Source organism: Rhodococcus sp. PvR099 (assembly GCF_017833315.1).
Lineage (GTDB): Bacteria > Actinomycetota > Actinomycetes > Mycobacteriales > Mycobacteriaceae > Rhodococcus_G > Rhodococcus_G oryzae.
The window spans coordinates 4,834,071-4,856,831 of sequence record NZ_JAFIBV010000001.1; the positions used below are offsets into that span (position 1 = coordinate 4,834,071).

General features: G+C 70.3%; 22 protein-coding genes. 16 read left to right on the top strand and 6 right to left on the bottom strand.

The genetic code is table 11. The features are described from left to right. Positions 1-26: 26 nt before the first annotated feature. The gene (locus JOE46_RS22440; protein ID WP_209928530.1) at positions 27-653 is read right to left on the bottom strand and encodes a response regulator transcription factor; all 627 of its coding nucleotides are present in this window, start codon (positions 651-653) and stop codon (positions 27-29) included. Continuing rightward, a complete protein-coding gene (locus JOE46_RS22445; RefSeq protein WP_097210169.1) occupies positions 650-1,840 on the bottom strand; it encodes a sensor histidine kinase in 1,191 nt (396 codons plus the stop codon). Before JOE46_RS22445 ends, JOE46_RS22440 begins: the two co-directional genes overlap by 4 nt. Before the next feature lie 219 nt (positions 1,841-2,059). Between JOE46_RS22445 and JOE46_RS22450 the strand changes: the two genes are divergently transcribed. After that, positions 2,060-2,650 (top strand): heme-binding protein, encoded by a 591-nt coding sequence (locus JOE46_RS22450; protein ID WP_209928531.1) that lies wholly within the window; start codon positions 2,060-2,062, stop codon positions 2,648-2,650. Positions 2,651-2,652: 2 nt separating this feature from the next. Then, a complete protein-coding gene (locus JOE46_RS22455; RefSeq protein ID WP_245221145.1) occupies positions 2,653-3,435 on the top strand; it encodes an ankyrin repeat domain-containing protein in 783 nt (260 codons plus the stop codon). Between the two features lie 3 nt (positions 3,436-3,438). Here JOE46_RS22455 and JOE46_RS22460 read toward each other — a convergent pair whose 3' ends face one another. Both JOE46_RS22460 and JOE46_RS22465 read right to left on the bottom strand, forming a co-directional pair. Next, the gene (locus JOE46_RS22460) at positions 3,439-3,906 is read right to left on the bottom strand and encodes an SRPBCC family protein (protein ID WP_209928533.1); all 468 of its coding nucleotides are present in this window, start codon (positions 3,904-3,906) and stop codon (positions 3,439-3,441) included. Positions 3,907-4,008: 102 nt separating this feature from the next. After that, complete coding sequence (locus JOE46_RS22465) at positions 4,009-5,160, bottom strand: sorbosone dehydrogenase family protein (RefSeq protein WP_374102908.1); 1,152 nt, start codon at positions 5,158-5,160, stop codon at positions 4,009-4,011. Positions 5,161-5,364: 204 nt separating this feature from the next. Here JOE46_RS22465 and JOE46_RS22470 point away from each other — a divergent pair, with 204 nt between their 5' ends. From JOE46_RS22470 to JOE46_RS22510, 9 genes are all read left to right on the top strand, one after another. Further along, complete coding sequence (locus JOE46_RS22470; RefSeq protein WP_209929276.1) at positions 5,365-5,523, top strand: hypothetical protein; 159 nt, start codon at positions 5,365-5,367, stop codon at positions 5,521-5,523. 118 nt (positions 5,524-5,641) lie between these two features. Beyond that, positions 5,642-5,992 (top strand): GntR family transcriptional regulator, encoded by a 351-nt coding sequence (locus tag JOE46_RS22475; protein ID WP_097210172.1) that lies wholly within the window; start codon positions 5,642-5,644, stop codon positions 5,990-5,992. Further along, entirely contained in the window at positions 5,989-6,990 is a 1,002-nt protein-coding gene (locus JOE46_RS22480) for a DUF1648 domain-containing protein (RefSeq protein ID WP_097210173.1), read from the top strand. The genes JOE46_RS22475 and JOE46_RS22480 overlap by 4 nt, the downstream gene beginning before the upstream one ends. A 56-nt stretch (positions 6,991-7,046) precedes the next feature. Next, on the top strand, positions 7,047-7,394 hold the full coding sequence (locus tag JOE46_RS22485) for a UBP-type zinc finger domain-containing protein (protein ID WP_097210174.1): 348 nt from the start codon (positions 7,047-7,049) through the stop codon (positions 7,392-7,394). A gap of 52 nt (positions 7,395-7,446) precedes the next feature. Next, positions 7,447-8,223, top strand: coding sequence for a methyltransferase domain-containing protein (locus JOE46_RS22490; RefSeq protein WP_097210175.1), 777 nt, complete (start codon positions 7,447-7,449; stop codon positions 8,221-8,223). A gap of 3 nt (positions 8,224-8,226) precedes the next feature. Continuing rightward, on the top strand, positions 8,227-9,003 hold the full coding sequence (locus JOE46_RS22495; protein WP_097210176.1) for an HAD-IIA family hydrolase: 777 nt from the start codon (positions 8,227-8,229) through the stop codon (positions 9,001-9,003). A 161-nt stretch (positions 9,004-9,164) separates the two neighbouring features. Next, on the top strand, positions 9,165-9,665 hold the full coding sequence (locus JOE46_RS22500; protein ID WP_097210339.1) for a DUF6764 family protein: 501 nt from the start codon (positions 9,165-9,167) through the stop codon (positions 9,663-9,665). Positions 9,666-9,887: 222 nt separating this feature from the next. Continuing rightward, positions 9,888-11,513 carry a chaperonin GroEL gene (gene groL, locus JOE46_RS22505; protein WP_077040567.1) on the top strand — a complete coding sequence of 542 codons (1,626 nt, stop codon included), beginning with the start codon at positions 9,888-9,890 and terminating at the stop codon, positions 11,511-11,513. A gap of 540 nt (positions 11,514-12,053) precedes the next feature. Further along, the gene (locus JOE46_RS22510; protein WP_097210177.1) at positions 12,054-13,073 is read left to right on the top strand and encodes an alpha/beta hydrolase family protein; all 1,020 of its coding nucleotides are present in this window, start codon (positions 12,054-12,056) and stop codon (positions 13,071-13,073) included. 103 nt (positions 13,074-13,176) lie between these two features. Here the strand turns inward: JOE46_RS22510 and JOE46_RS22515 are convergent, their stop codons facing one another. Then, positions 13,177-13,614: a phage holin family protein gene (locus JOE46_RS22515; RefSeq protein WP_097210178.1), complete on the bottom strand. Its 438-nt coding sequence runs from the start codon at positions 13,612-13,614 to the stop codon at positions 13,177-13,179. A 182-nt stretch (positions 13,615-13,796) separates the two neighbouring features. On the opposite strand from JOE46_RS22515, the gene ppk2 reads away from it, so the two are divergent. From ppk2 to JOE46_RS22530, 3 genes are all read left to right on the top strand, one after another. Further along, positions 13,797-14,687 carry a polyphosphate kinase 2 gene (ppk2, locus tag JOE46_RS22520; RefSeq protein WP_097210179.1) on the top strand — a complete coding sequence of 297 codons (891 nt, stop codon included), beginning with the start codon at positions 13,797-13,799 and terminating at the stop codon, positions 14,685-14,687. A 167-nt stretch (positions 14,688-14,854) separates the two neighbouring features. Next, on the top strand, positions 14,855-15,688 hold the full coding sequence (locus JOE46_RS22525; protein WP_097210340.1) for an alpha/beta fold hydrolase: 834 nt from the start codon (positions 14,855-14,857) through the stop codon (positions 15,686-15,688). 131 nt (positions 15,689-15,819) lie between these two features. Beyond that, positions 15,820-18,225: a serine/threonine-protein kinase gene (locus tag JOE46_RS22530; protein ID WP_209928536.1), complete on the top strand. Its 2,406-nt coding sequence runs from the start codon at positions 15,820-15,822 to the stop codon at positions 18,223-18,225. On the opposite strand, the gene JOE46_RS22535 is transcribed toward JOE46_RS22530, so the two are convergent. Continuing rightward, entirely contained in the window at positions 18,194-20,224 is a 2,031-nt protein-coding gene (locus JOE46_RS22535; protein WP_209928538.1) for a prolyl oligopeptidase family protein, read from the bottom strand. The two genes, JOE46_RS22530 and JOE46_RS22535, sit on opposite strands and share 32 nt — an antisense overlap. A 136-nt stretch (positions 20,225-20,360) precedes the next feature. Here JOE46_RS22535 and JOE46_RS22540 point away from each other — a divergent pair, with 136 nt between their 5' ends. Then, positions 20,361-21,107, top strand: a complete 747-nt coding sequence (locus tag JOE46_RS22540) for a PaaX family transcriptional regulator C-terminal domain-containing protein (RefSeq protein ID WP_209928540.1) — start codon at positions 20,361-20,363, stop codon at positions 21,105-21,107. Further along, positions 21,104-22,735 carry an acyl-CoA dehydrogenase family protein gene (locus JOE46_RS22545; protein ID WP_097210183.1) on the top strand — a complete coding sequence of 544 codons (1,632 nt, stop codon included), beginning with the start codon at positions 21,104-21,106 and terminating at the stop codon, positions 22,733-22,735. The genes JOE46_RS22540 and JOE46_RS22545 overlap by 4 nt, the downstream gene beginning before the upstream one ends. Positions 22,736-22,761 lie beyond the last annotated feature (26 nt).

Consider the following 22,761-nt stretch of genomic DNA (forward strand, 5'->3'; position numbering starts at 1 on the left):
TAGGCCGGGCCACCGACAGCGGGCCGTCAGCGAATCCCGTCGCGGCGCAACGCGACCGAGACCGCCGCCGCCCTGGTGTCCACCCCGAGCTTGGCGTAGATGTGCGCGAGGTGCGTCTTGACGGTGGCCTCGCTGATGAACAGCCGTTTGCCGAGTTCCTTGTTGGTCAGGCCCTCGGCGAGCAGGGTGAGCAGTTCGGCCTCGCGTGCCGTGAGCGCCTCGTCGGGGCGTCGCATCTGCTGCAGCAACCGCGATGCCACCGGGGGCGACAGCACGCTCTGGCCCGCGACCGCCCCACGGATGGCGGCGAAGATCTCCTGCGGCGCCGAGTCCTTGAGCAGATAACCGATGGCGCCGGCGTCGATGGCCCTGACCACGTCGGCGTCGGTGTCGTAGGTGGTGAACACCAACACAGGCAGCGTGGGGCAGGCGGCGCGGATCCGGCGGATCGCCTCGACACCGTCGATGCCCGCGCCGAGCGCGAGGTCCATCATCACCAGCCGCGGGGCGAGCGCCGCGGCCATGTCCACGCCCTGCTCGCCGGAATCGGCCTCGCCGATCACCTCGATGTCGGGCTGCGAGTCCAGCAGGGCCCGCAGCCCAGCCCGCACCACCAGGTGGTCGTCGACCAGCATCACGGTCGTCGCTGTCATCGCTCGCCTCCGTAGGGGATCTGGGCGGCGACGACGGTGCCCTCGCCGGGGGCGCTCTCCACGATGAGCGTGCCGCCGAGTGCCTGCACCCGTTGCCGCATCGCGCGGAGGCCGAACCCGCCTGCCGTGGAATGGTCGCCGACGGCATCGGCCGCGAAGCCGCGACCGTCGTCGAACACATCGAGGGCGACGGCGCCGGGCAGGTAGGTCAGGGTCACCCCCAGAGTCTGCGCGTCCGCGTGCCTTGACACGTTCGACACCGCGCTCTGGGTGATCCGCAGCAGCGCGTGGCCGACCTCGGCAGGCAGCGCGGCCGGCACGCCGACCACCCGCAGCTGAGCCGCAGGGAAGTGCCCGCGCGCGGCGCTGAGCAGGGCCGCGTCCAGGCTCTGCGTCTCGAGATTGGGGGAGGCGAGGTAGTGCACCAGGTTCCTGGTCTCGGCGAGGTTCTCGCGCAGCGACGCGGTCGCGGTCCGTACCTCCTCGCGCGCGGGTGAGTGCGGCTGGTCCCAGGCCAGGTCCGCGGCCTCGAGGTGCAGCAGGCTGCTGGTCAGGCCCTGGGTGACGGTGTCGTGGATCTCGCGGGCGAGCCGTTCGCGCTCGGACAGCACGCCCGCCGCGCGCTCGGTTTCGGCGAGCCGCGACTTCGCCTCGGCGACCTGTTCGAGCAGCCGAACCCGTTCCCGGCTGTCCCGCTCGATCTGGCCGTACGCGATCACCACGAGGGCGCCGGTGCAGATCGGTCCGATCAGCACGGCCCACTCGGTGCGGCCGCTGAAGTTGAAGAAGGCGACGCTGGTGACCACGGCGAGCCCCGCGACGATCAAGTACGCCGTCCTGCTCAAGAACGCGCGGGTGCAGAGGAAGAACATCGGGAACGCGCACCATGCGAAGCTCGGCGCCAGCCACACCAGCACCGCCCAGGTGGTCAGCACCGGCCACACCCAGGGCTGCCAGACGCCCGCCCGGCGGGACAGGGCCACGGTCACGGTGTAGAGCGCGGCCAGCGCGACGATCAGGGCCGCGACGATGACGAACCGGCCGCTGACGCCGTGATAGGTCAGGTATCGGGCGGTCGAGGTCGCCAGCAGCACGTAGAACGAGACGTGGATCGCGACGTCGAGCGGTCCGTGGGAGTCCCGGTCGGCCGGGACCTGGTCGCCGCGGGCGGTGACAGGACTGGACATCGGGTCGATCCTACGGAGCGGGCGCCGCCGCCGGATCGGCCATTCGGATGATCTCCGCGTCCCCGGACGGCTGATCGGGAGGCAGACATCGGCCCGATGCGGGCGGGTTGGCGCGGCGGCGAGGCTGGAATCCGTCAGCCCGACTGTGCGCGATCGGTACCCCCATCGGGGTGAGACACGCGCACGGTCGGTCACCTCGCCACCGAAAGGCCAACCATGATGAACCTCTCCCGCCGACTGCCCAAGGCCCTCGCCGTCACCGTCCCGCTGGCGGCGGTCCTCGCCACCGCGGCCTGCGGCAGCGGGATCGACGAGAAGGCGGCGTCGGCCGCCCCGGTCACCACCGCCGCGGTCGCGGCGCCTGCCGCGGGCGACCAGGCCACGAAGGGCACGGCGACCGCGAACCGGTTGACCGTCGGGACCGCAGGCGCGGCCGCGCAGGCCGCGCTCGCGAAGTGCCAGGCAGACGGGCTCGGCTTCGTCACCGTGGCCGTGGTCGATCGCAACGGCAACGTGCAGGCGATGCTGCGCGGCGACAACGCGGCACAGCACACCGTCGAGGCGGCCCGCCAGAAGGGCTACACGGCAGCGGCTTTCGGTGCCAATACCAGCGATCTGGCCGGTCGCGCCAAGGGTGACGGCGCCACCGTCGCGGACCTGGACGGCACCCTGTTCCTGCCGGGCGGCGTCTCCGTGAAGGCGGGCAACGCGTCCATCGCCGGCATCGGCGTTGGCGGGGCCCCGGACGGCATGGCCGATCAGGCCTGCGCCGCGGCCGGTCTCGACGCCATCGCCACATCGTTGCAGTAGGCATGAGCGCTGCGGTAGCGGTGAACGCCCACATGAGGCGCGCGTCGGCCGTCGTCGTCCTGGCCGCGGCGGTGGTCGCGTGTGCCGCCTGCGGCGGCCAGGAGCAGGCGGTCGGCGCCCGGCCTGCCACCACCCAGGTCCCCGCGTCGGAACCCGCGCCCGCGCCGTCGCCCGAGATCAGGCCCGCCTCGACCCCGGAGCTGGAGGGGTCGCTGTTCGCGGCGGTCCGGGCGGATGATGCGGACGCGGCCCGTGCGGCGCTCCAGGGTGGCGCGGCGTTGGAGGCCGGCGGGGACGGCGGCCGGACCCCGCTGGTGGCCGCGGCGAAGTCGAACTCGGTGAACACGGCCCGGGTGCTGGTGGCGGCGGGCGCGGACGTGAACGCGAAGGACGACATGGAGGACTCGGCGTTCCTGTACGCCGGGGCCGAGGGGTACGACGAGATCCTGGCGTTGACGTTGGCGCACGGCGCGGACGTGTCCGCCACCAACCGGTTCGGCGGCACCGCGCTGATCCCGGCGGCCGAGCACGGACACGTCTCGACGGTCCGGATGCTGATCGGGGCGGGCGTGCCGGTGAATCACGTCAACGAACCGGGCTGGACCGCACTGCAGGAGGCGGTCGTCTACGGCGACGGATCGGCCCGCTACCTCGACGTGATCGGGCAGCTGCTCGCGGCGGGCGCCGACCCCTCGATCGAGGACTCGGACGGCCGGACGGCCCTGGAGAACGCGAAACGCCGCGACCAACGAGCGGTCGCGGCGCTGCTAGGGGAAGAACGCTGAAGGTCAGGCCCGTGCGGTGGTCGCCGCTTCCACGGTCGACTTGATCCGGGCGAGGGTGGTGTTCATGCCTGCGACCATGTCGATCTCGAAGTCGGCGGTGCCGCCCATCATCTTGTCGATGAGGAAGGACGAGATCTTGGTGGTGCCGGTCGGCGCCTCGCGACGCTCGGTGAGGCGGGTGCCGGTATCGGTGGCCTCGAGCGCGTAGGTCCAGATGGTGTGGTTCTCCACGACCCGCCAGGCGATCGTCTTGTTCGGCTCGAAGCGGACCACCTTCGAGGTGGTGGGCCAGACCAACAGGCCCTTCTTGTTCAGGTTGAACGTCTTGGTGCCGTGGGTGACCTCGCCGAAGACGTGCATCCGCCTGCACTGTGGGCTCCACTCGCCCATCCGCTTGAGGTCCGAGACCACGGCCCACACCGCGGCGGGGGGAGCGGCGATCTCGATGCTCGCTTCGAGGGTGTTCGTCACTGGGCTTTCTCCGGTTCTACGAGGATTAGTGCTACGCACCGTTACGGATATCTTGCCGGATCGCTGGCGTTCGTCAAGGCCCGATCTTGGCATGGCTCGGGGTCAGGGGCGCGGAGTCAGCCGGAGCACCACGTCGTCGCGGCCGTTGTCGGTGGTGACCAGCAGCGTCCCGTCGGGCTGTCCGCTGACCGTGCGGATCCGGCCGTACCGACCTTCGAGGAGAGAGGCCTGCCGCTCGACGCCGAGACCGTCCGGGGTGAGCCCCAGTAGCAGGACCTTCTCGCCCTGCTGCGTCCCGACCGCGAGCGCGCCCGACCAGTCGCCCCAGCCGGGGCCGAGGAGAAACGATCCGCTGGCCGTGGCGAGGGTGGGGGTGCCCGAGCTCCACACCGCCCCGCGCGCGCCGGGGACCCTGTCGGGGTCGGTCATCGGCACGGCCTCGATGTACCGGCCGGGTTCGAGGTCGGGCCGCCAGCCGTAGTTGCCCGCGGGCACCAGTGCGTTCACCTCGTCGTCGCGGTGGGTTCCCTGCTCCACCGAGTACAGCTGCCCGCTGCCGGGGCGGAAGCTCAGTCCCTGCACGTTGCGGTGGCCGAGGGTGTAGACGGGGCTGGCCGGATCGGGGTTCCCCGCCGCCGGGGATCCGTCGGTGTCGATGTGCAGCACCTTGCCGCCCAGCGAGTGCGGGTCCTGCGGGGCCGTGGGGATGGTGGCGTCACCGGTGCCGACGAACAGGCTGCCGTCGGGTGCGGGGAGGATCCGGCAGCCCGCGTGCCGCCCGCCCGTGCTGGGCAGGCCGGAGAGCACCACGCCCGTCCTGGTCAGCGCGGTCCATTCCGGATCCACGGTCCAGGACAGCAATCGGACGTCGATCGGCCCGTCGGTCCGGTGCCCCTGGCAGGTGAACACCCGGCGGTTGCTCGCGAACCCGGGATCGAGCGCGATGCCCATCAGGCCGGTCTCCCCGGAGACGTAGAGATCGGAAAGGTCGGCGGTCGGCCTGGTGACCGAGCCGTCGGGCCGCCGCGCTACGAAGCCGCCGCCGCGCTGCCCGGTCAGGAGGGTGCCGTCCGGCGCGACCGCGACATCCCACGGTTTGTTCAGCCCGGTCAGGAGCTCGGTCACCTCGACGGTGGGCGGGGCGGACGCGACCACGCTGCGGGCGGCGGAGGTCTCGGGGGAGCTCGTGTCGGTGGCGCTCGCGCAGCCGGCGAGGAGCAGGGCGAGGGCCAGCGCGGCGTATCGATCGCGCACGGGCCACCTCCGGATCTTCCGGTGATAGGAGCTGGTTCCAGGATATCGCCGCCGCCGGACCCTCCCGTAGGGCGCGGCGGGGGCCGAGCGCGGCAAATGAGCGCCCCTCAGGGGTGGATTTCGCTGTAATGCCGGGGGGATGATTGACGATGAAATTGGTATCCACGCAGTACTTGAACCACGCAGACACCGGAGTGATCCGTCGTGAAGATCCCAGTCGTTCTCCAGCACGTACGACATGAATCCGTCCCGATCCTCGAATCGGCCCGGATGAAGGGTCGTCCCAAGTCGTGGCCGGGTGAACAGCTCGAGCGATTGCTGACCGACGGCGAGATCGAGGACATCGAGCGCGGTCTGTTCTGACCCACGGCGCCGGCGGCGAGTGTGCAGTTTCCGCCACCCCTTCCCGGTGAACGCGCACGTAGGTGCACTCTCGCCTGGCCAAGTTGTTCTATTGGAACTAGAACAATATAATCAAAGCGTGCTGATACGAATCGACCAGACCGCGGCGGAACCGCTCTACGAACAGGTCGCCTCGAGCGTGCGCAGGGCCATCGCCGTCGGCGAGGCGGCACCGGGCGAGCGACTCCCGGTGGCCCGCGACCTGGCGGCCTCGCTCGATCTCAATGTCCACACCGTGCTGCGGGGCTACCAGCTGCTGCGCGACGAGGGCCTGATCGAACTGCGGCGCGGTCGCGGCGCGGTGGTCACGGCCGACGCGACCACCCGCGGCCGGCTGCAGGAGGCGCTCCGCGACCTCGTTGCGGAGGCCCGTCGGATCGGCATGGGCGCCACCGAACTCACCGCACTCGTCAAAAAGGAGATGCAATGACCGCCTCGAACTCATTCCCCAGGGTCGGCTGGCTCCGGGCCCTCGCCGCCACCGTGCTGCCGCCCGCGCTCACCGCGGTGGGCGCGGTTGCCCTGATCCGGGCGTGGTTCGCCGAGCTGCCGGACCCGGTGGCCGTGCACTTCGGCCCGGGTGGCGCGGCGGACGGGTTCGGCTCGACGGGCGCCGCGCGGTGGTCTCCGCTGATCGGCCTCGCGTTCGCGCTCGGTTTGTGCCTGCTGCTGCTCCTGCTGACCCGGCGGGACCTGCGGTCGGCTCGGGTCGGCGCCGCCGTGGGGTCGGGCACCGGGGCCTTCGTCGCGGCCCTCCCGGTCGCGCTGCTCGCACCGCAGCGCGGCCTGGCGGATGCCGCCGAGGCCTCGTTGAGCGGCTGGTGGATGGTGCTGCCCGTGGCGGCGGGCCTGGCCGCGGCCGCGATCGGGTACGCGGCGTCGCCCTCGCCGGGACCCGCCACCGCGCAGCGACCGCCCCGCGAGGACGCGCCACGCATCGCGCTGGCGGACAGCGAGAAGGTCGCCTGGTCCGGGTCGGCAGCGATGCCGCCCTGGTTGGCCGCCGTGGTCGGCGTGCTCCCCGTCGCGGTGGTGCTCGGGCTGGTCGCCTTCGGATCGAGCTCGTTCGTGCTGGTGCTGGTGGTCGCCGCGGTCTCGGCCGCGCTGATGGCCCTGGTGCTGGCGCCGGTTCGGGTCACGGTCGACGCCACCGGGCTGACGGCCCGGACGCCGATCACCGGCAGGCCGACCCGCATCCCGCTCGACGAGATCGCGGAGGCCGACGTCGTCGCCGTCGGGATCCTGAACAGGTTCGGCGGTTTCGGCTACCGGGTGGGCCCCGACGGCACCGGGCTCATCGTCCGGCCCGGGCCCGCGCTGCGCATCACGCGCGGTGACGGTTCGCGGTTCACCGTCACCGTCGACGGCGCCGAGCAGGCCGCGGCGGTCCTCAACGCGCTCGCCGCCAAGGGGCGCACGCCGCGCTGACTTCGCGGCATACTCGACCCCAGGGACCGAACCGTCGCACGCACGGGAGGATCACGATGACCGAGATTGCCGGGATCGATCCGGACGTCGCACCGAGCGGGCCGGGCTGCGTCGACTGCGACGCGGGCGGAGGTTGGTGGGTGCACCTGCGCCGATGTGCCCAATGCGGGCACGTCGGGTGCTGCGACACCTCGCCCGGGCAGCACGCGACCGCGCACGCGGCGGCGACCGGGCACCCGTTCATCCAGAGCTTCGAGCCGGGCGAGGACTGGTTCTGGAACTTCCAGACCGAGCAGATGTACGACGGACCCGAGCTGGCCCCGCCGCGGCACCACCCGGTCGACCAGCCGGTGCCGGGCCCGGCGGGCCGGGTGCCCGCGGACTGGCAGGACCACGTCCATTAGCGCCGGCCGAACCGATCCGGACCGAGGGGCCTCGCCGCCGCCCGCGGGTGCGATGCAGTGGGATCCGGCGCAGTACTCGCTGTTCGGGGCGGAGCGTCGCAGGCCGTTCTTCGATCTGGTCGGGCAGGTCGGGGCCGTCGGCCCCCGCCGGGTCGTCGACCTCGGCTGTGGGCCGGGCACGCTGACCGCGACGCTGGCCGAGCGGTGGCCGACCGCCGAGGTGCTCGGCATCGACTCCTCGCTGGAGATGATCGCCGAGGCCCTCGGTGGCCGCCGCCCCGGACGCGTCGAGTTCGCGCTTGGCGGCGCGGAGGACTTCTCCGCCGCGGGGGTCGACGTGCTGGTGAGCAACGCGCTGCTGCAATGGGTGCCGTCGCACCGCGAGTTGCTCGCGGGGTGGGCGGCCGAGCTCGAGCCCGGCGGCTGGCTCGCCTTCCAGGTGCCCGCGAACTTCGGCTCGCCCTCGCACCGGTTGATGCGCGAGCTCGCCGAGTCGCCGCCGTGGCGCGACCGACTCGGCGGGGTGCTGCGACACGACGGCCCGGTGGCCGAACCGGCCGAGTATCTCGAGCTGCTGCTGGGTGCGGGACTGCGGGTCGCGGTCTGGCGGACCGAGTATCAACACCTGCTGCCGGGGCCCGATCCCGTGCTGGAGTGGGTGCGCGGCACCGGATTGCGGCCGGTCCTCGATCGGCTGTCCGCCGCCGAGACGGCGGACTTCGAGGCGGAGTACGGGTCCCGCCTGCGGCAGGTGTATCCGCGTGGCCCGTTCGGGACCGTTTTCCCCTTCCTCCGGACCTTCGTGGTCGCGCAGAAGCCGGGGGCGTGAACCGTGCCCGCGGTCGAGGGCGTGCTGTTCGACATCGACGGGGTGTTGGTCACCTCCTGGCAGCCGATCGCGGGCGCCGCGGAAGCCCTCGTAACTGTGCGCGAGCGCGGGATCGCGCGCGCCTTCCTGACCAACACCACCTCCAGGACGCGGGCCGAGATCGCGGCGGCGCTGTGCGACTGCGGCATGGCGGTGGACGCGGACGAGATCGTCACGGCCGCCGCGCTCACCGCCGAGCACCTTCGCTCGACGCACCCGGGGGAGCGCTGCCTGCTGATCAACCACGGCGACATCGCCGGGGACATGACGGACATCGAGTTCGACGCCGAGCGGCCGGAGGTGGTGGTCCTCGGCGGGGCCGGGCCCGAGTTCGACCACGCCGCGCTGAGCCGGGTGGTGGAGCTGATGCTCGACGGGGTGCCGGTGGTCGCGATGCAGGGCGGACTGACCTGGGCCACCGCGGAGGGCATCCGCATCGACACCGGGGCCTACCTGCCGGGACTGGAGGCGGCGGGAAACGCGCGGATCACCGTCATCGGCAAGCCCTCTCCGGCCGGGTTCCTGGCGGCCGCCGGGCTGATGGGGAGCAGGCCCGAGCGGACGGTGATGATCGGCGACGATCTCCAGAACGACGTGCTGGCGGCGCAGCGCGCCGGATTCGTCGGGGTGCTGGTCCGTACCGGCAAGTTCCGCCAGTGCGTCCTCGAGGCGGCCGAGGCCGCTCCAGGGCATGTGCTCGACTCGGTCGCGGACCTTCCCGGCCTACTCGCCGAGATGTGATCGAGGCGTCCGGGGCCGCGGCCGTCGCCACCCGGCTCGAGCCCAGGAAACCGGTGCCGAATCGAGATATGTCGATCCGGTCGTTGTCGGGCAAGTCTTCGGTACCGTCGCGTCGGTATCTGTTCGTTCTGCTTTCGAGGAGTTCCGTGTCGATTCAGCTCATGCCCCGCGTCCACGCCCTCATCCCTTCGATCACCCGCGCGGGCGCGAGTTTGGCGGTCGGCATCGCGATCGCGGGAGGCATGGCGGTCGCCGGCTCCGGCATCGCCTCCGCCGCGCAGGTCGGCTGCGTCTCCCCGCCCTCGGCCAACGACATCAGGGTCATCGGTGACGCGAGCTGCGGCGCCACCGCGACCGTCGGGAACGCCGGGGCGACCGCGATGGACAGCGGCACCGCGGTGAGCGTGGCCAACGGTGGATCCGCGAACAGCGTCGCGACCGGCTTCGGTGTCGCGCTCAGTTCCTCGCGCGACGCGGGCGCCGCGCATGCGTACGCCATCGGCGGCGGCATCTCGCACTCGAACGCCTCGAACGGCCACACCACCATCTCGGTGGCGGGCTGGGGCTCGGGAGCGACCGCGGAGGCGTCCGGCGTCAAGTGCGTCGGCCCGCTGTCCTTCGCCGTGAATCTGAACACCGGCGCCGTCTGCGCGATGCGCTGACCGAGCCGTCCCGACCTTGCACTCGCCACACCTGAGTGCTAAAAAGGCACTTGGCACTCGCGTCATGCGAGTGCCAGGTCGGGACGGTGAGATCGGGATCCCATCGACACCCCTGGTCGTCCGTCGCGGGCGCCGAGCCTGGCCGTAGGCGTAAATGCGTCATGAGGCGACCCGACGAGCGGTCGCCTGGTGTGTCACCCCAATCCGGAGGATCACTTCGCAATGGCCAAGATCATCGCGTTCGACGAAGAGGCACGTCGCGGCCTCGAGCGTGGCCTGAACAGCCTCGCCGACGCAGTCAAGGTGACGCTGGGACCCAAGGGTCGCAACGTCGTCCTGGAGAAGAAGTGGGGCGCCCCCACGATCACCAACGATGGTGTGTCCATCGCCAAGGAGATCGAGCTCGAGGACCCCTACGAGAAGATCGGCGCAGAGCTGGTCAAGGAGGTCGCCAAGAAGACCGACGACGTCGCCGGCGACGGAACCACCACCGCCACCGTGCTCGCCCAGGCTCTCGTTCGTGAGGGCCTCCGCAACGTCGCGGCCGGCGCCAACCCGCTCGGTCTCAAGCGCGGCATCGAGAAGGCCGTCGAGGCCGTCACCGCCCGCCTGCTCGACACCGCCAAGGAGGTCGAGACCAAGGAGCAGATCGCTGCCACCGCCGGTATCTCGGCTGGCGACCCGTCCATCGGTGAGCTCATCGCCGAGGCCATGGACAAGGTCGGCAAGGAAGGCGTCATCACGGTCGAGGAGTCCAACACCTTCGGCCTGCAGCTCGAGCTCACCGAGGGCATGCGCTTCGACAAGGGCTTCATCTCGCTGTACTTCGCGACCGACGCCGAGCGTCAGGAAGCGGTCCTCGAGGACGCCTACATCCTGCTCGTGAGCTCCAAGATCTCCACGGTCAAGGACCTGCTGCCGCTGCTGGAGAAGGTCATCCAGTCCGGCAAGCCGCTGGTCATCATCGCGGAGGACGTCGAGGGCGAGGCCCTGTCCACCCTGGTGGTCAACAAGATCCGTGGCACCTTCAAGTCGGTCGCCGTCAAGGCCCCCGGCTTCGGTGACCGTCGCAAGGCGCAGCTCGCCGACATCGCCATCCTCACCGGTGGCGAGGTCATCAGCGAAGAGGTCGGCCTCTCCCTGGAGACCGCCGGACTCGAGCTGCTCGGCCGCGCCCGCAAGGTCGTCGTCAGCAAGGACGAGACCACCATCGTCGAGGGTGCAGGCGACGCCGACGCCATCGCCGGTCGCGTCAACCAGATCCGCGCCGAGATCGAGTCCTCGGATTCGGACTACGACCGCGAGAAGCTGCAGGAGCGCCTGGCCAAGCTGGCCGGTGGCGTCGCCGTCATCAAGGCCGGCGCCGCGACCGAGGTCGAGCTCAAGGAGCGCAAGCACCGCATCGAAGATGCCGTGCGCAACGCCAAGGCCGCCGTCGAGGAGGGCATCGTTGCCGGTGGTGGCGTGGCCCTGCTGCAGTCCGCCCCCGCGCTGGACGACCTGAAGCTCGAAGGTGACGAGGCCACCGGCGCGAACATCGTTCGTGTCGCCCTCGAGGCCCCGCTCAAGCAGATCGCGTTCAACGCCGGCCTCGAGCCCGGCGTCGTCGCGGAGAAGGTTCGCAACCTGCCCGCCGGCCACGGCCTGAACGCCGCGACCAACGAGTACGGCGACCTGCTCGAAGCCGGCATCAACGACCCGGTCAAGGTCACCCGCTCGGCGCTGCAGAACGCAGCCTCGATCGCGGCCCTGTTCCTCACCACCGAGGCCGTTGTCGCCGACAAGCCGGAGAAGGCCGGAGCGCCCGTTGGCGATCCGACCGGCGGCATGGGCGGCATGGACTTCTAGTCCACAGCCACACCAGTTCCACCCGGCGAGGCCCGGGTCACCCGATCAGGGTGGCCCGGGCCTCGCTCGTGGGCGGGGTCACCTGCGGAAACACGGTGTTCACCGGAGCGACCAACGTAGGTCACCGTTACGGACGCTCGGTCCACTAAGTTCGTTTCCTGTGGCGAGGGGTCACACGCAGTTTCTGCGGTAGGTCAATTCTTGGAGGATCACATGGGTTCCATCAGCACCATCATCTCGCTCTTCGAGCTCTACCAGCTGCTGAGCCAGTTCAGCTGATCCCCCTGGATGGCGGCCGGGCTCCCGTGTGGAGCCCGGCCGCTGTCTGCCGTGGGGTCAGTTTTGCGATTCCGGGGACAGTCGTACGCCTTCCGGGTGAGACTGTCGGCGCGGGATCGCTGACAACGCAGGCGCTGTGCCTGCGTAAGATCACCCGCAGCAAGCCGAGGGTCCATGCGTACCTGCGCGTGGACCCCCGTTCTGTAGAGAAGTACCGAACACCCACCGATCTCGGCCCATAGACAGTCAGGTGCAGCACACATGAGCAACCTTCGTCGATCCGGCGCCCGCAAGGCGCGGCTGGCAGCAGCCGCTGCGGCCCTGATGATCCTTCCCCTGATCGGCGCGGGCGGACTCGCGACCGCCGCACCCTCGGGCGAGCAGTCCGGCTCGAAGATCGAGCGGGTCGAGGGCAGTGGGCGTCAGGTGACCGCGTACGTGTACTCGGCCTCGATGGGCAAGACCATCCCGGTCAAGGTTCAGCGCCCGATGGACAGCAGCGTGCCGCGGCCGACCCTGTACCTGCTCAACGGCGCGGGCGGCGGCGAGGATTCCGCCACCTGGCAGCGTCGCACGGACGTCGCGACGTTCTTCGCGGACAAGAACGTGAACGTGGTGACCCCGGTCGGTGGCGCCTTCAGCTACTACACCGACTGGCAGAAGGACGACCCGAAGCTCGGCCGGAACAAGTGGGCGACCTTCCTGACCAAGGAACTGCCGGGGCTGATCGACTCCGAGTTCAAGGCCAACGGTGTGAACTCGATGGCGGCCATCTCCATGACCGGCACCTCGGTGCTCAACCTGGCGATCGCAGCCCCGGGTCTCTACAAGAGCGTCGCTTCCTACAGCGGGTGTGCCGAGACCAGCACCGACATGGGCCGGGCCTACATCAAGATGGTCGTCGAGTCGCGGGGCGGCGCCAAGGTCGAGAACATGTGGGGCGCGAAGAACGACGCGGCCTGGGTGGCGAACGACCCGGTCGTCAATGCGGAGAAGCTGCGCGGGACCCAGCTGTACATCTCCTCCGGCAACGGACTGCCCGGAGCGCACGACAACCTGGAGGAGACCGGTGGCATCTCCGGTCTGGCGAACCAGGCGCTGCTCGGCGGCGTGATCGAGGGCGCGACCCTGGTCTGCACCAACAACCTGTCCAAGCGGCTCGGTGAGCTCGGCATCCCGGCCGTCGTCGACTTCCGGCCGAACGGCACCCACTCGTGGGGCTACTGGCAGGACGACCTGCACAAGTCGTGGCCGATGCTGGCCGCGTCGATCGGTCTGTAGCAGACCCGACAGCTCATGCGACAGTGACGGCGCCGATCCCGCGGAGTACGCGGGGTCGGCGCCGTCTTGTCGTCGGGGGCGGGGTCTGCCCCCGACGAGGTGATCAGTCGACCTGGTTACCGGAGGCCCTGTGCAGGCCCGAACTCATGGTCGACTCGAGCTTGTCGTCGAATTCGTCGTAGACCACCGAGCCGATCCAGATGATCAGCGTCGCCCACACCCAGGTCCAGAAGCCCCGGATCTGGAAGTCGTTCGTCAGCAGCACCACGATGAGCAGGACGAGGTACGTCGCGACCAGGTTGACGACCCAGGTGTAGGCGCGCAGGCCCGGCACGGTGCTCAGCAGGCGGGTGATGAGCGGCTTGACGAACAGCGTGGCCAACGTGAACAGGATCGTGCCGACGATGAACCACAGGGGATAGGTGATGTGGAACGGGCCGAGTACCAGATCGGCGATCCACAGCACGACACCGTTCGCGACCAGTGCGGTCAGGATGCGGGGAACCCAGAGCTTGGTTGGGGTCGGACTCGAGGTGGTCATGTCGCCAGGATGAGCGTCGGCGACGGGCGCGATCGGGCTTTCGTTGCCGACTCAATTGATTGATGCATCGACGTTATGCGTCCGTTATTGGATCAGGTGGAATCGCGGAGCGCGCCGAGATGCGGTGCAAGCGTTCATCTGGGCGACACCGCGCCGACGAGCGCGGCGGTTACCGTCCGCGGATGACCGAATTCGACCACCCAGTGGATCTCGCCGACACCTCCGCGTTCGCGGTCCGGGACGACGATGACGACGACCCGATCCTGGTCAACGCGGCGGACGGGCGGGCCGTCGACACCTGGCGCGAGGGGTACCCGTACGCGGAGCGGATGGAGCGCGCCGAGTACGAGATGGCGAAGAGGCTGCTGCAGATCGAGCTGCTCAAATTGCAGAACTGGTCCAAGGCGACCGGCCGCAGGCACGTGATCGTGTTCGAGGGTCGGGACGCGGCCGGCAAGGGCGGCACCATCAAGCGGTTCACGGAGCACCTGAACCCCCGCGGCGCGAGGGTGGTGGCCCTCGAGAAGCCCTCCGCCCGCGAGCAGGGCCAGTGGTACTTCCAGCGATACGTCGAGCACCTGCCCGCGGCCGGGGAGCTCGTCCTCTTCGACCGCTCCTGGTACAACCGCGCGGGCGTCGAGCGGGTGATGGGCTTCTGCAACGACGACCAGCACGCGCGTTTCCTGCGGCAGGCCCCGCTCTTCGAGCAGATGCTCGTCGACGAGGGGATCAGCCTCACCAAGCTGTGGTTCTCGGTGTCCAGGAACGAGCAGCGCACCCGGTTCGCGATCAGGCAGGTGGACCCGGTCCGGCAGTGGAAGCTCTCCCCGATGGACCTTGCGTCGCTGGACAAGTGGGAGTCGTACACGGCTGCCAAGGAGCAGATGATCAGGTTCACCGACACCGACATCGCGCCGTGGACCGTCGTGAAGAGCAACGACAAGAAGCGCGCCCGGATCAACGCGATGCGGCACGTGCTCAGCCGCTTCGACTACGAGAACCGGGACGACGAGGTGGTCGGAACCCCGGATCCGCGCATCGTCTGCCGGGCGCGAGACTCCTTGGGGGACTGACCGGCCCGAGCCCGGCGGGAGGTCCCACCACGGGTGAACTCCGGCGCGAGGAACTCGCTGAGCTCCTCGGGATGGCAGACCCCGAATGTGGGCAGCTGACAAGTGGATCAGCGGTTGCGATGTCCGAATCCTGTCGGCAGGCGCCGCGGCGAGAGAGTATGGGAACCGTGGACACCATTCCGATTCAGATGCCCGACGGCACCACCATCGCGGTACGGCTGTTCGCAGGCCGGGAGGCGGCGCCGGTGGTGGTGATCTTCCCTGGGCTCGGCGTGCCGGGCGGGTTCTACGATCCGGTCGCCGAGGCGCTGGTCGCACACGGATTCAACGCGGCGGTCGGTGAGCTCCGCGGGCAGGGCGACAGCAGGCCCCGGCCGGGCGCGGACAGCAGCTACGGGTATCAGGAACTGGCGTCCGTCGACTATCCGGCCACCTTCGAGGTCGTGCGGGAGCGGTTCCCGGACAGCACCCCGTACCTGCTCGGGCACAGCATGGGCGGGCAGCTGGGGGTGATGTACGCGGCCAGGGCCAGGGGAAAGCTCGGCGGGCTGATCCTGGTGGCGTCGGGTTCGCCGTATCACCGCGGCCACGGGGTGGTGCGCGGCGCGGCGCTGCTGGCCGGAACGGCGGCGATGTCGGTGACGGCGAACGTCGCCGGGTTCTGGCCGGGGGACCGGTTGGACGTCGGCGGGTTCGGCAGGCAGTCGAAGGTGCTGATCGGGGACTGGTCCAGGTTCGCGCGCACCGGCACCATCGAGCCGACCGGAGCCGACATCGACTACGAGGAGCGGATCGGCCGGCTGACCCTGCCGGTGCTGTCGATCTCCATGGAGGACGACGACCTGGCACCGCGGCAGGCGATCAAGAACCTGGTCGCGAAGATGCCGAAAGCGGACCTCACCACCTGGCATCAGCCGGAGCCGCTGGGTCACAACGGCTGGATCCGCAGTCCGGACAGCACCGTCGGCCGCATCGTGGAGTGGCTGCACGACCGCGCCTGACCCGCCGAGTGTGCACCTACGGTCCGTCTCGCCCGGGCGATGTACCCGTAGCTGCACACTCGGCGGGGATACCCTGGATGTGATCACCACGACCCGCCCGCACCGTGCGGTCGGCTCGGAACCGATCCGCCATGGATGAACCCGTTCCCCCGAGTGACGCGACGATCGCAAGCGGGCCGCTGACCGAGGAGGCCCCCGGCACCGCCGTGTACGTGAGCTCGGCCGTCTCCGACTCGACCGGCACCCGCCCGGAAGCGGGGCTGGTCGTCGACACCGGCGTGCGGCGCCTGGTCGCCGACTGGGAGTCGACCCGGTCCCCGTCCGACCTGTCGGACTACCTGCCGAACGCGGCCGCGATCCGGCGTGCGGCGCTGATCGACCTGATCATGGTCGATCTCGAGTACCGGTGGTTGCGCGGTGGCCAGCCGAAACGAATCGCCGACTACTGCCGGGAGTTCCCCGAGCTGCTCGCGGAGCCGCTGCCGCCCGAGCTCGTGTACGAGGAGTATCGGGTGCGCCGCGCCAGCGGGGCGAGCGTCGAGCCGGAGGAGTACCTGCGCGGCTTCCCGCAGCAGGCCGACCGGTTCGAATGGCTGCGCGAGCACGATCTGCCGGGACGCCGCGGTGCGCCCGTCCCGATCGACCTGCCCGAGAACGCCGAGTTCGCGGTCGGGCAGCAGCTGGACGACTTCGAACTGATCGCGGAGCTCGGGCACGGTGCGTTCGCCCGGGTGTTCCTGGCCCGGCAGCTGTCCATGCTGCGCCCCGCGGCGCTGAAGATCTCCCGCAACGTCGGCAGCGAGCCACAGACCCTCGCCCAGCTCGACCACCCGTACATCGTCCGGGTCTTCGACCAGAGGCTGTTCGAGGACCGGCAGTTGCGGGTGCTGGTCATGGAGTACGTGTCCGGTGGCACGCTGCTGGATGTGGTCAAACTCGTCCGCGCGACCCCGCCCGAGCGACGGAGCGGTCAGCTCCTGCTCGATTCGATCGACAAGGTCCTCGCGGGCAAGGGAGAGATCGGGCCGAGCGAGTCCAGCGTGCGCGCCGAGATCGCGGAGCTCTCGTGGCCGGAGACCGTGGCGTGGATCGGGCTGCGGCTGGCCGACGCGCTCGAGTACGCGTGCGCCCACGGCGTGCTGCACCGCGACATCAAGCCGGCCAACGTGCTGCTGAGCGTCGAGGGCGTCCCGAAGCTCGCCGACTTCAACGTCAGCTCCAGCGACAGCACCGACCCGGCCGGCCGGTCCGGCTTCGTCGGCGGATCTGTCGCGTACATGGCGCCGGAGCAGCTGGCCGCGGTGTCCCCGGAATCGGCCGCGAGCGCGCCGCCGATCGACACCCGCAGCGACATCTACGCGCTCGGGGTGATGCTGTGGGAGCTGCTGACCGGGGTCCGCCCGTTCGCGGACGCCCCTGCGGGCGGATCGCAAGTGTCGCCGGGCGAGGTGCTCGCGATCCGGCGCGGCGGGGTCGATCCGGACGCCAGGGCCCGGCTCCCGGCCGACTGCCCGGCCGCCCTGCGCCGGGTGCTGATGACGTCCCTGGCCTTCGATCCCGCCGACCGCTGGTCGAGCGGCCGTAAGTTGGCACGCCAGTTCGCGCTGTGCCTGGATCCACACGCCCGCGACCTCGTCGATCCGCGTCCAGGGAGCTGGCGGTCGACGCTGTCGCGGTGGTCGCTCCCGATCCTGCTGGCCGCGATCGGCATCCCGAACCTGCTGGCCGCGGGCTACAACTACTACTACAACAAGGCGCTGATCATCTCCGAGCTCTCGCCGGAGGCCCAGGACCATCTCGAACAGGTCCACCTGATCGTGGGCGGCCTGGCCTTCCCCCTCGGCGCGTTCCTCATCCTCTACTGGTGCCGGCTCGCGCTGATCGTCCCGCGCGGTCTACGGCGGGGGCAGCGGTACGCCCCCGAGATCCTGGCCAGGGTGCGCACCGCGACCCTGAATCTGGGGCACCGGGCCGTCGTGGTCGCCTTCGTGCTCTGGGTGGTCGCCGGGGTCGGCTACCCGATCGTCCTGCAGGCCGCGGCGGGTGGTATTCCGTCGCAGGCCTATTCGCACCTGATCGCCTCGCTCGCGGTCTGCGGTGCGGTGGCCGTCGCGTACCCGTTCTTCATCCTCACCTTCTACGCGGTGCGCTGTGTGTACCCGATCCTGTTGTCGCACGGGGAGATCGGCAGCGCCGACGGTCGCGACCTGCGGGCGCTCGGCCGGATCACCACCCGTTACGTCGCGGTGGCCGCATCGGTTCCACTGGTGGGCGTCGCCGGGCTCAGCTTCGTCGGGGCCGAGCCCGGCAACACGGTCAACGCCACAGTCCGCGCGCTGTGCATCGGCGGCATCATCGCGTTCATCGGTGTGTACCAACTGTTCCGGTGGGTCGAGGGCGACCTGCGGGCGCTGACCCGGGTGGTGTCGCTGGGCGGCGCCCGCGGCTATGCCGCCGAGATCGAGGCCCCGGAGTCTGTCCAGACGCCCCGGCATGAGCGCACGATCAGAGCCCCAGTTGTGACCCGAGGAACGTGAACGTCAGCGCCGTCTTGAACGCCAGCTGGGCGTTGTCGGAGGCGCCGCCGTGCCCGCCCTCGATGTTCTCGTAGTACCAGGTCCGGTGCCCCTGCTCCTCGAGTCGCGCGGCCATCTTCCTGGCGTGGCCGGGATGCACCCGGTCGTCACGCGTCGACGTCGCGATCAGGACCGGCGGATACGCCGCCTCCGAGTCGGTGTTCTGGTACGGCGAGTATCGGGAGATGTACTCCCATTCGGCCGGGTCGTCGGGGTCGCCGTACTCGGCCATCCAGGACGCGCCCGCCAGCAGCAGGTGATAGCGGCGCATGTCCAGCAACGGAACCTGGCAGACGATGGCACCGAACAGTTCCGGGTAGCGGGTGAGCATCACACCCATCAGCAGCCCGCCGTTGCTGCCGCCCTGGGCGCCCAGCTGGGCGGGCGTGGTGATCCCGCGTTCGACGAGGTCCCGCGCGACGGCGGCGAAGTCCTCGAACACCTTGTGCCGCCCGGCCTTCAGCGCCTGCGTGTGCCACTCGGGCCCGTACTCGCCGCCGCCGCGGATGTTGGCGACCACATAGGTGCCGCCCCGCTCCAGCCAGGCCAGGCCGGTCGAGCCGCTGTACGCAGGCGTCATCGAGTTCTCGAAACCGCCGTAGCCGTACAGCAGCGTCGGTCCGGGTTCGGCGTCCTTCCCGCGCACCACGAAGTAGGGGATCCGGGTGCCGTCCTCGGACACCGCGAAGTGCTGGGCGACCGCGAGCGAATCCGCGTCGAAGAACGAGGGCGACTGCTTGAGCACCTCGATCTGCTCGCCGACCATGCCGTGCAGCAGCGTCGCGGGCGTGAGGTACCCGCTCGAGTTGAGGAAGAACTCGTCGCCCTCGACCGGATCCACGTCCAGGATGTCGGTGGTGGTGAGCTCGGAGACCCCCTCGAGCGGCACGTCCGTCCAGCCGGCGGGTCCCGGTGTCCGCACCCGCAGCCGGGTCTGCACGTCGGACAGCGTCACCAGCAGCAGGTGGTTGCGGGTCCACACGTACTGCTCGAGCGAGGTGTGGGCGTCGGGCGCGAAAAGCACCGTCAGGTCCCGAGATCCGGCGAGATAGTCCTCGTACCGGGCGGCCAGCAGGGTGCCGGCCGGGTGCTCGTGCCCGGCGACGGACCAGGCGGACCTGGTGCGGATCAGCAGCCATTCCCGATGCACGGAGAGGCCTGCGTCCTCGGGCGTCTCGATCCGCACCAGGGTGCCGTCGCCCATCAGCTGGAAGCGCCGGGAGTTGTAGAAGTCGATGGACTGCTCGACGAAGCTGCGCTCGAACCCGGGGGTGCGGTCGTACCAGGCGGACACCGCGACGTCGGTCTGCTCGCCCTCGAACACGGTGACGGCCTCGGCGATGTCGGTGCCGCGGGTCCAGCGCTTGGCGATCCGCGGGTAGCCGGAATCGGTGAGCGTGCCCGGCCCGAGGTCGGTGCCGACGTACACCGTGTCCACGTCGATCCAGCCGATGTCGGTCTTGGCCTCGGGCAGGAAGAAGCCGCCTTCGGACGGTTCGACGAAGCAGCGTCGTTCCAGATCGAACTCGCGGGTCACCGTGGCGTCGGCGCCGCCCCGCGACAGGCTGATCAGTGCGCGCTCCTGGCCGGGGCGCAGCACCCGCGCGCCGGACCACACCCAGTTCTCGCCGTCGCGTTCGGCGAGCTCGTCGACGTCGACCAGCAGGTCCCAGTTCGGGGCGTCGGTGCGGTACTCGTCCATCGTCGTCCGTCGCCAGAGGCCGCGAACGTGCTCGGAGTCGCGCCAGAAGTTGTAGAGGTATTCGCCGCGGAGCCGGACGTACGGGATGCGGGCATCGGTGTCGAACACCGCCCGGATCCGCGTCTGCAGGTCCTCGAACCCGGCGTTCTCGGTGAACTCGCCGGTGGTGCGGCCGTTGCGCTCGCGTACCCAGTCCAGTGCGGGCTCGGCGGTGACGTCTTCGAGCCAGAGGTAGGGGTCGTGCAGGTCGGAAGCCATTGTTCATTGATACCCCTGACGTGCGGATCCGCGCGCAGGAGGGGACCGCGCGTCGGCGGGGGTTCCCATCCGCCCCTCGGAGTGCTACACATTTGAGACAGCTGTTGTGATTCTGCAACAGCAGCGAGGAGGTCCCATGCCGGTCCGCACGCTCGTCGAGCTCACGCCGCCGATGACCGCGCGGTCGGTGGCGCTGAGCCTGCTCCTCGGCATGCGTCCGGCCCGGATGTCGGCGCGCGAGATCACCCGCACCGGGGAGATGTTCGGCGTCGCGCCGTCGACCATGCGCGCCGCGCTGTCGCGGATGGTGGCGGCGGGCGACCTGGTCACGAAGGACTCGATGTACCTGCTCGGGGCCAGACACCTGGAGCGGCAGGCCCTGCAGGAGGCGCTGGTCAACCCGAGGCGGGTCCCGTTCGACGGCCGCTGGGACATGGTGGTCGTCGTGGTGTCCGGCCGGGAGGCCGGGGCGCGCGGCATGCTGCGCACCACCCTCGCCGAGCATCGGTACGCCGAGCTGCGGGAAGGGGTGTGGATGCGACCGGCCAACCTGACCGGGCACGACCTGCCGCGGCTCGACGAGGTGCACCGGTTCGCCGCGGTCCCCGAGGATCCCGGCGCCTTGATCGGGCAACTGTGGGACCTCGACGCCTGGTCTGCCGAGGCCGGGCTCATCCTCGGCGCCCTGTCGGTGCCGGGGCAGTCCCAGGAGCGGTTCATGGCCGCGGCCGCGGCCGTGCGGCACCTGCGCACCGACCCGGCACTGCCAGACGAGCTGCTCCCCGAGAACTGGCCCGCCGACGAATTGCGTTGGGCCTATGACGATTACCGCACCCAGTTCGCCGAACTGGCCATGCGCGAGGAAGTGAGGGGCAAGCTGTGAAGACACACGAGGTGACCAACCAGGTTCCGCCGCTGGTGGATTACGACACCGCCGGGCACCCGCTGTTCGACGAGATCCTGACCGCCGCGGGCGCCGCCGACGCGCTTGCCGAGGTCCACGAGGTCGGCACCCTCGCGGGCAGCGCGTACGCCAAGGAACTCGGCGACCGCGCCGAGGCGCACCCGCCGATCCTGCGCACGCACGACCGCTACGGAAACCGGGTCGACCGGGTCGACTACGACCCGGCCTATCACGACCTGATGCGGCACGCGATCGGGTTCGGTCTGCACGGCGCACCGTGGCGCGACAAGCGCGACAACGCACACCTGATCCGGGCCGCGAAGTTCACCGCCTGGCAGGTGACCGACGCCGGACACGGCTGCCCCATCTCGATGACCTATGCCGCCGTCCCGGCGCTTCGGGCGGACGAGAAGCTGTCATCCGAGTTCGAGCCGCTGCTCGCCAACGACCAGTACGACCCGTCCGTCGCCCCGACCGCGCTCAAGCGGGGTCTGATCGCCGGCATGTCGATGACCGAGAAGCAGGGCGGCTCGGACGTCCGGGCCAACACCACCACCGCCACTCCGCATCAGGACGGCAGCTACCGGATCGTCGGGCACAAGTGGTTCACCTCGGCGCCGATGTCGGACATCCTGCTCACCCTCGCGCAGGCGCCGGGCGGGCTGACCTGCTTCGTGCTGCCGCGGGTGCTGCCGGACGGCAGCATGAACACCATTGCGCTGCAACGACTCAAGGACAAGCTGGGCAACCGGTCCAACGCCAGCAGCGAGGTCGAGTACGACAACGCCATCGGGTGGCGGCTCGGCGAGGAGGGGCGTGGGGTGCGGACCATCATCGAGATGGTCAACATGACCCGCCTGGACTGCACGCTCGGCGCCGCGGCACTGATGCGCGAGGCGGTGGGGCAGGCCGCCCACCACGCCGCGCATCGCAGCGCGTTCGGTGGCCTGCTGATCGACAAGCCGTTGATGCGCAACGTGATCGCCGACCTCGCCGTCGAGGCGGAGGCGTCCACCACGGTCGCGCTGTGGCTGGCCTCGCAGACCGATGCCGCACTCCGGGGCGACCAGCGTGCCGCACTGCTGCGCCGCCTCGGCCTGGCCGTGTCGAAGTACTACGTCTGCAAGCGCGGTCCGGGCCACGCCGCGGAGGCGTTGGAATGCCTGGGCGGCAACGGTTTCATCGAGGAGTCCGGGATGCCGCGGCTCTACCGCGAGGCCCCCCTCGGATCGATCTGGGAGGGCAGCGGCAACGTCGCCGCCCTGGACACCCTGCGCGCCCTGGCCAAGCAGCCCGAGGTCCTCGGGGTGTTCTTCGACGAGCTCGACGCCGCGGCCGGGGCGGACCCCCGGTACGACGCCTACGTCGCCGCACTGAAGGCGCAGTTCACCGACCTCACCGACCTCGAGTACCGCTCCCGCGTCGTGGTCGGCCGGCTGGCACTGGCGCTGCAGGGCTCGCTGCTGGTCCGGTCGGGCAATCCGGCGGTCGCCGATGCCTTCCTCGCCACCCGCCTCGCCGGCGACTGGGGCACGGTCTACGGCACCCTGCCCACCGGCCTCGACCTCGCGCCGATCATCGAGCGCGTCGTCCCCACCCCCGCGTAGTCCGCAGCTGCGCGCCGCGTAGCGCA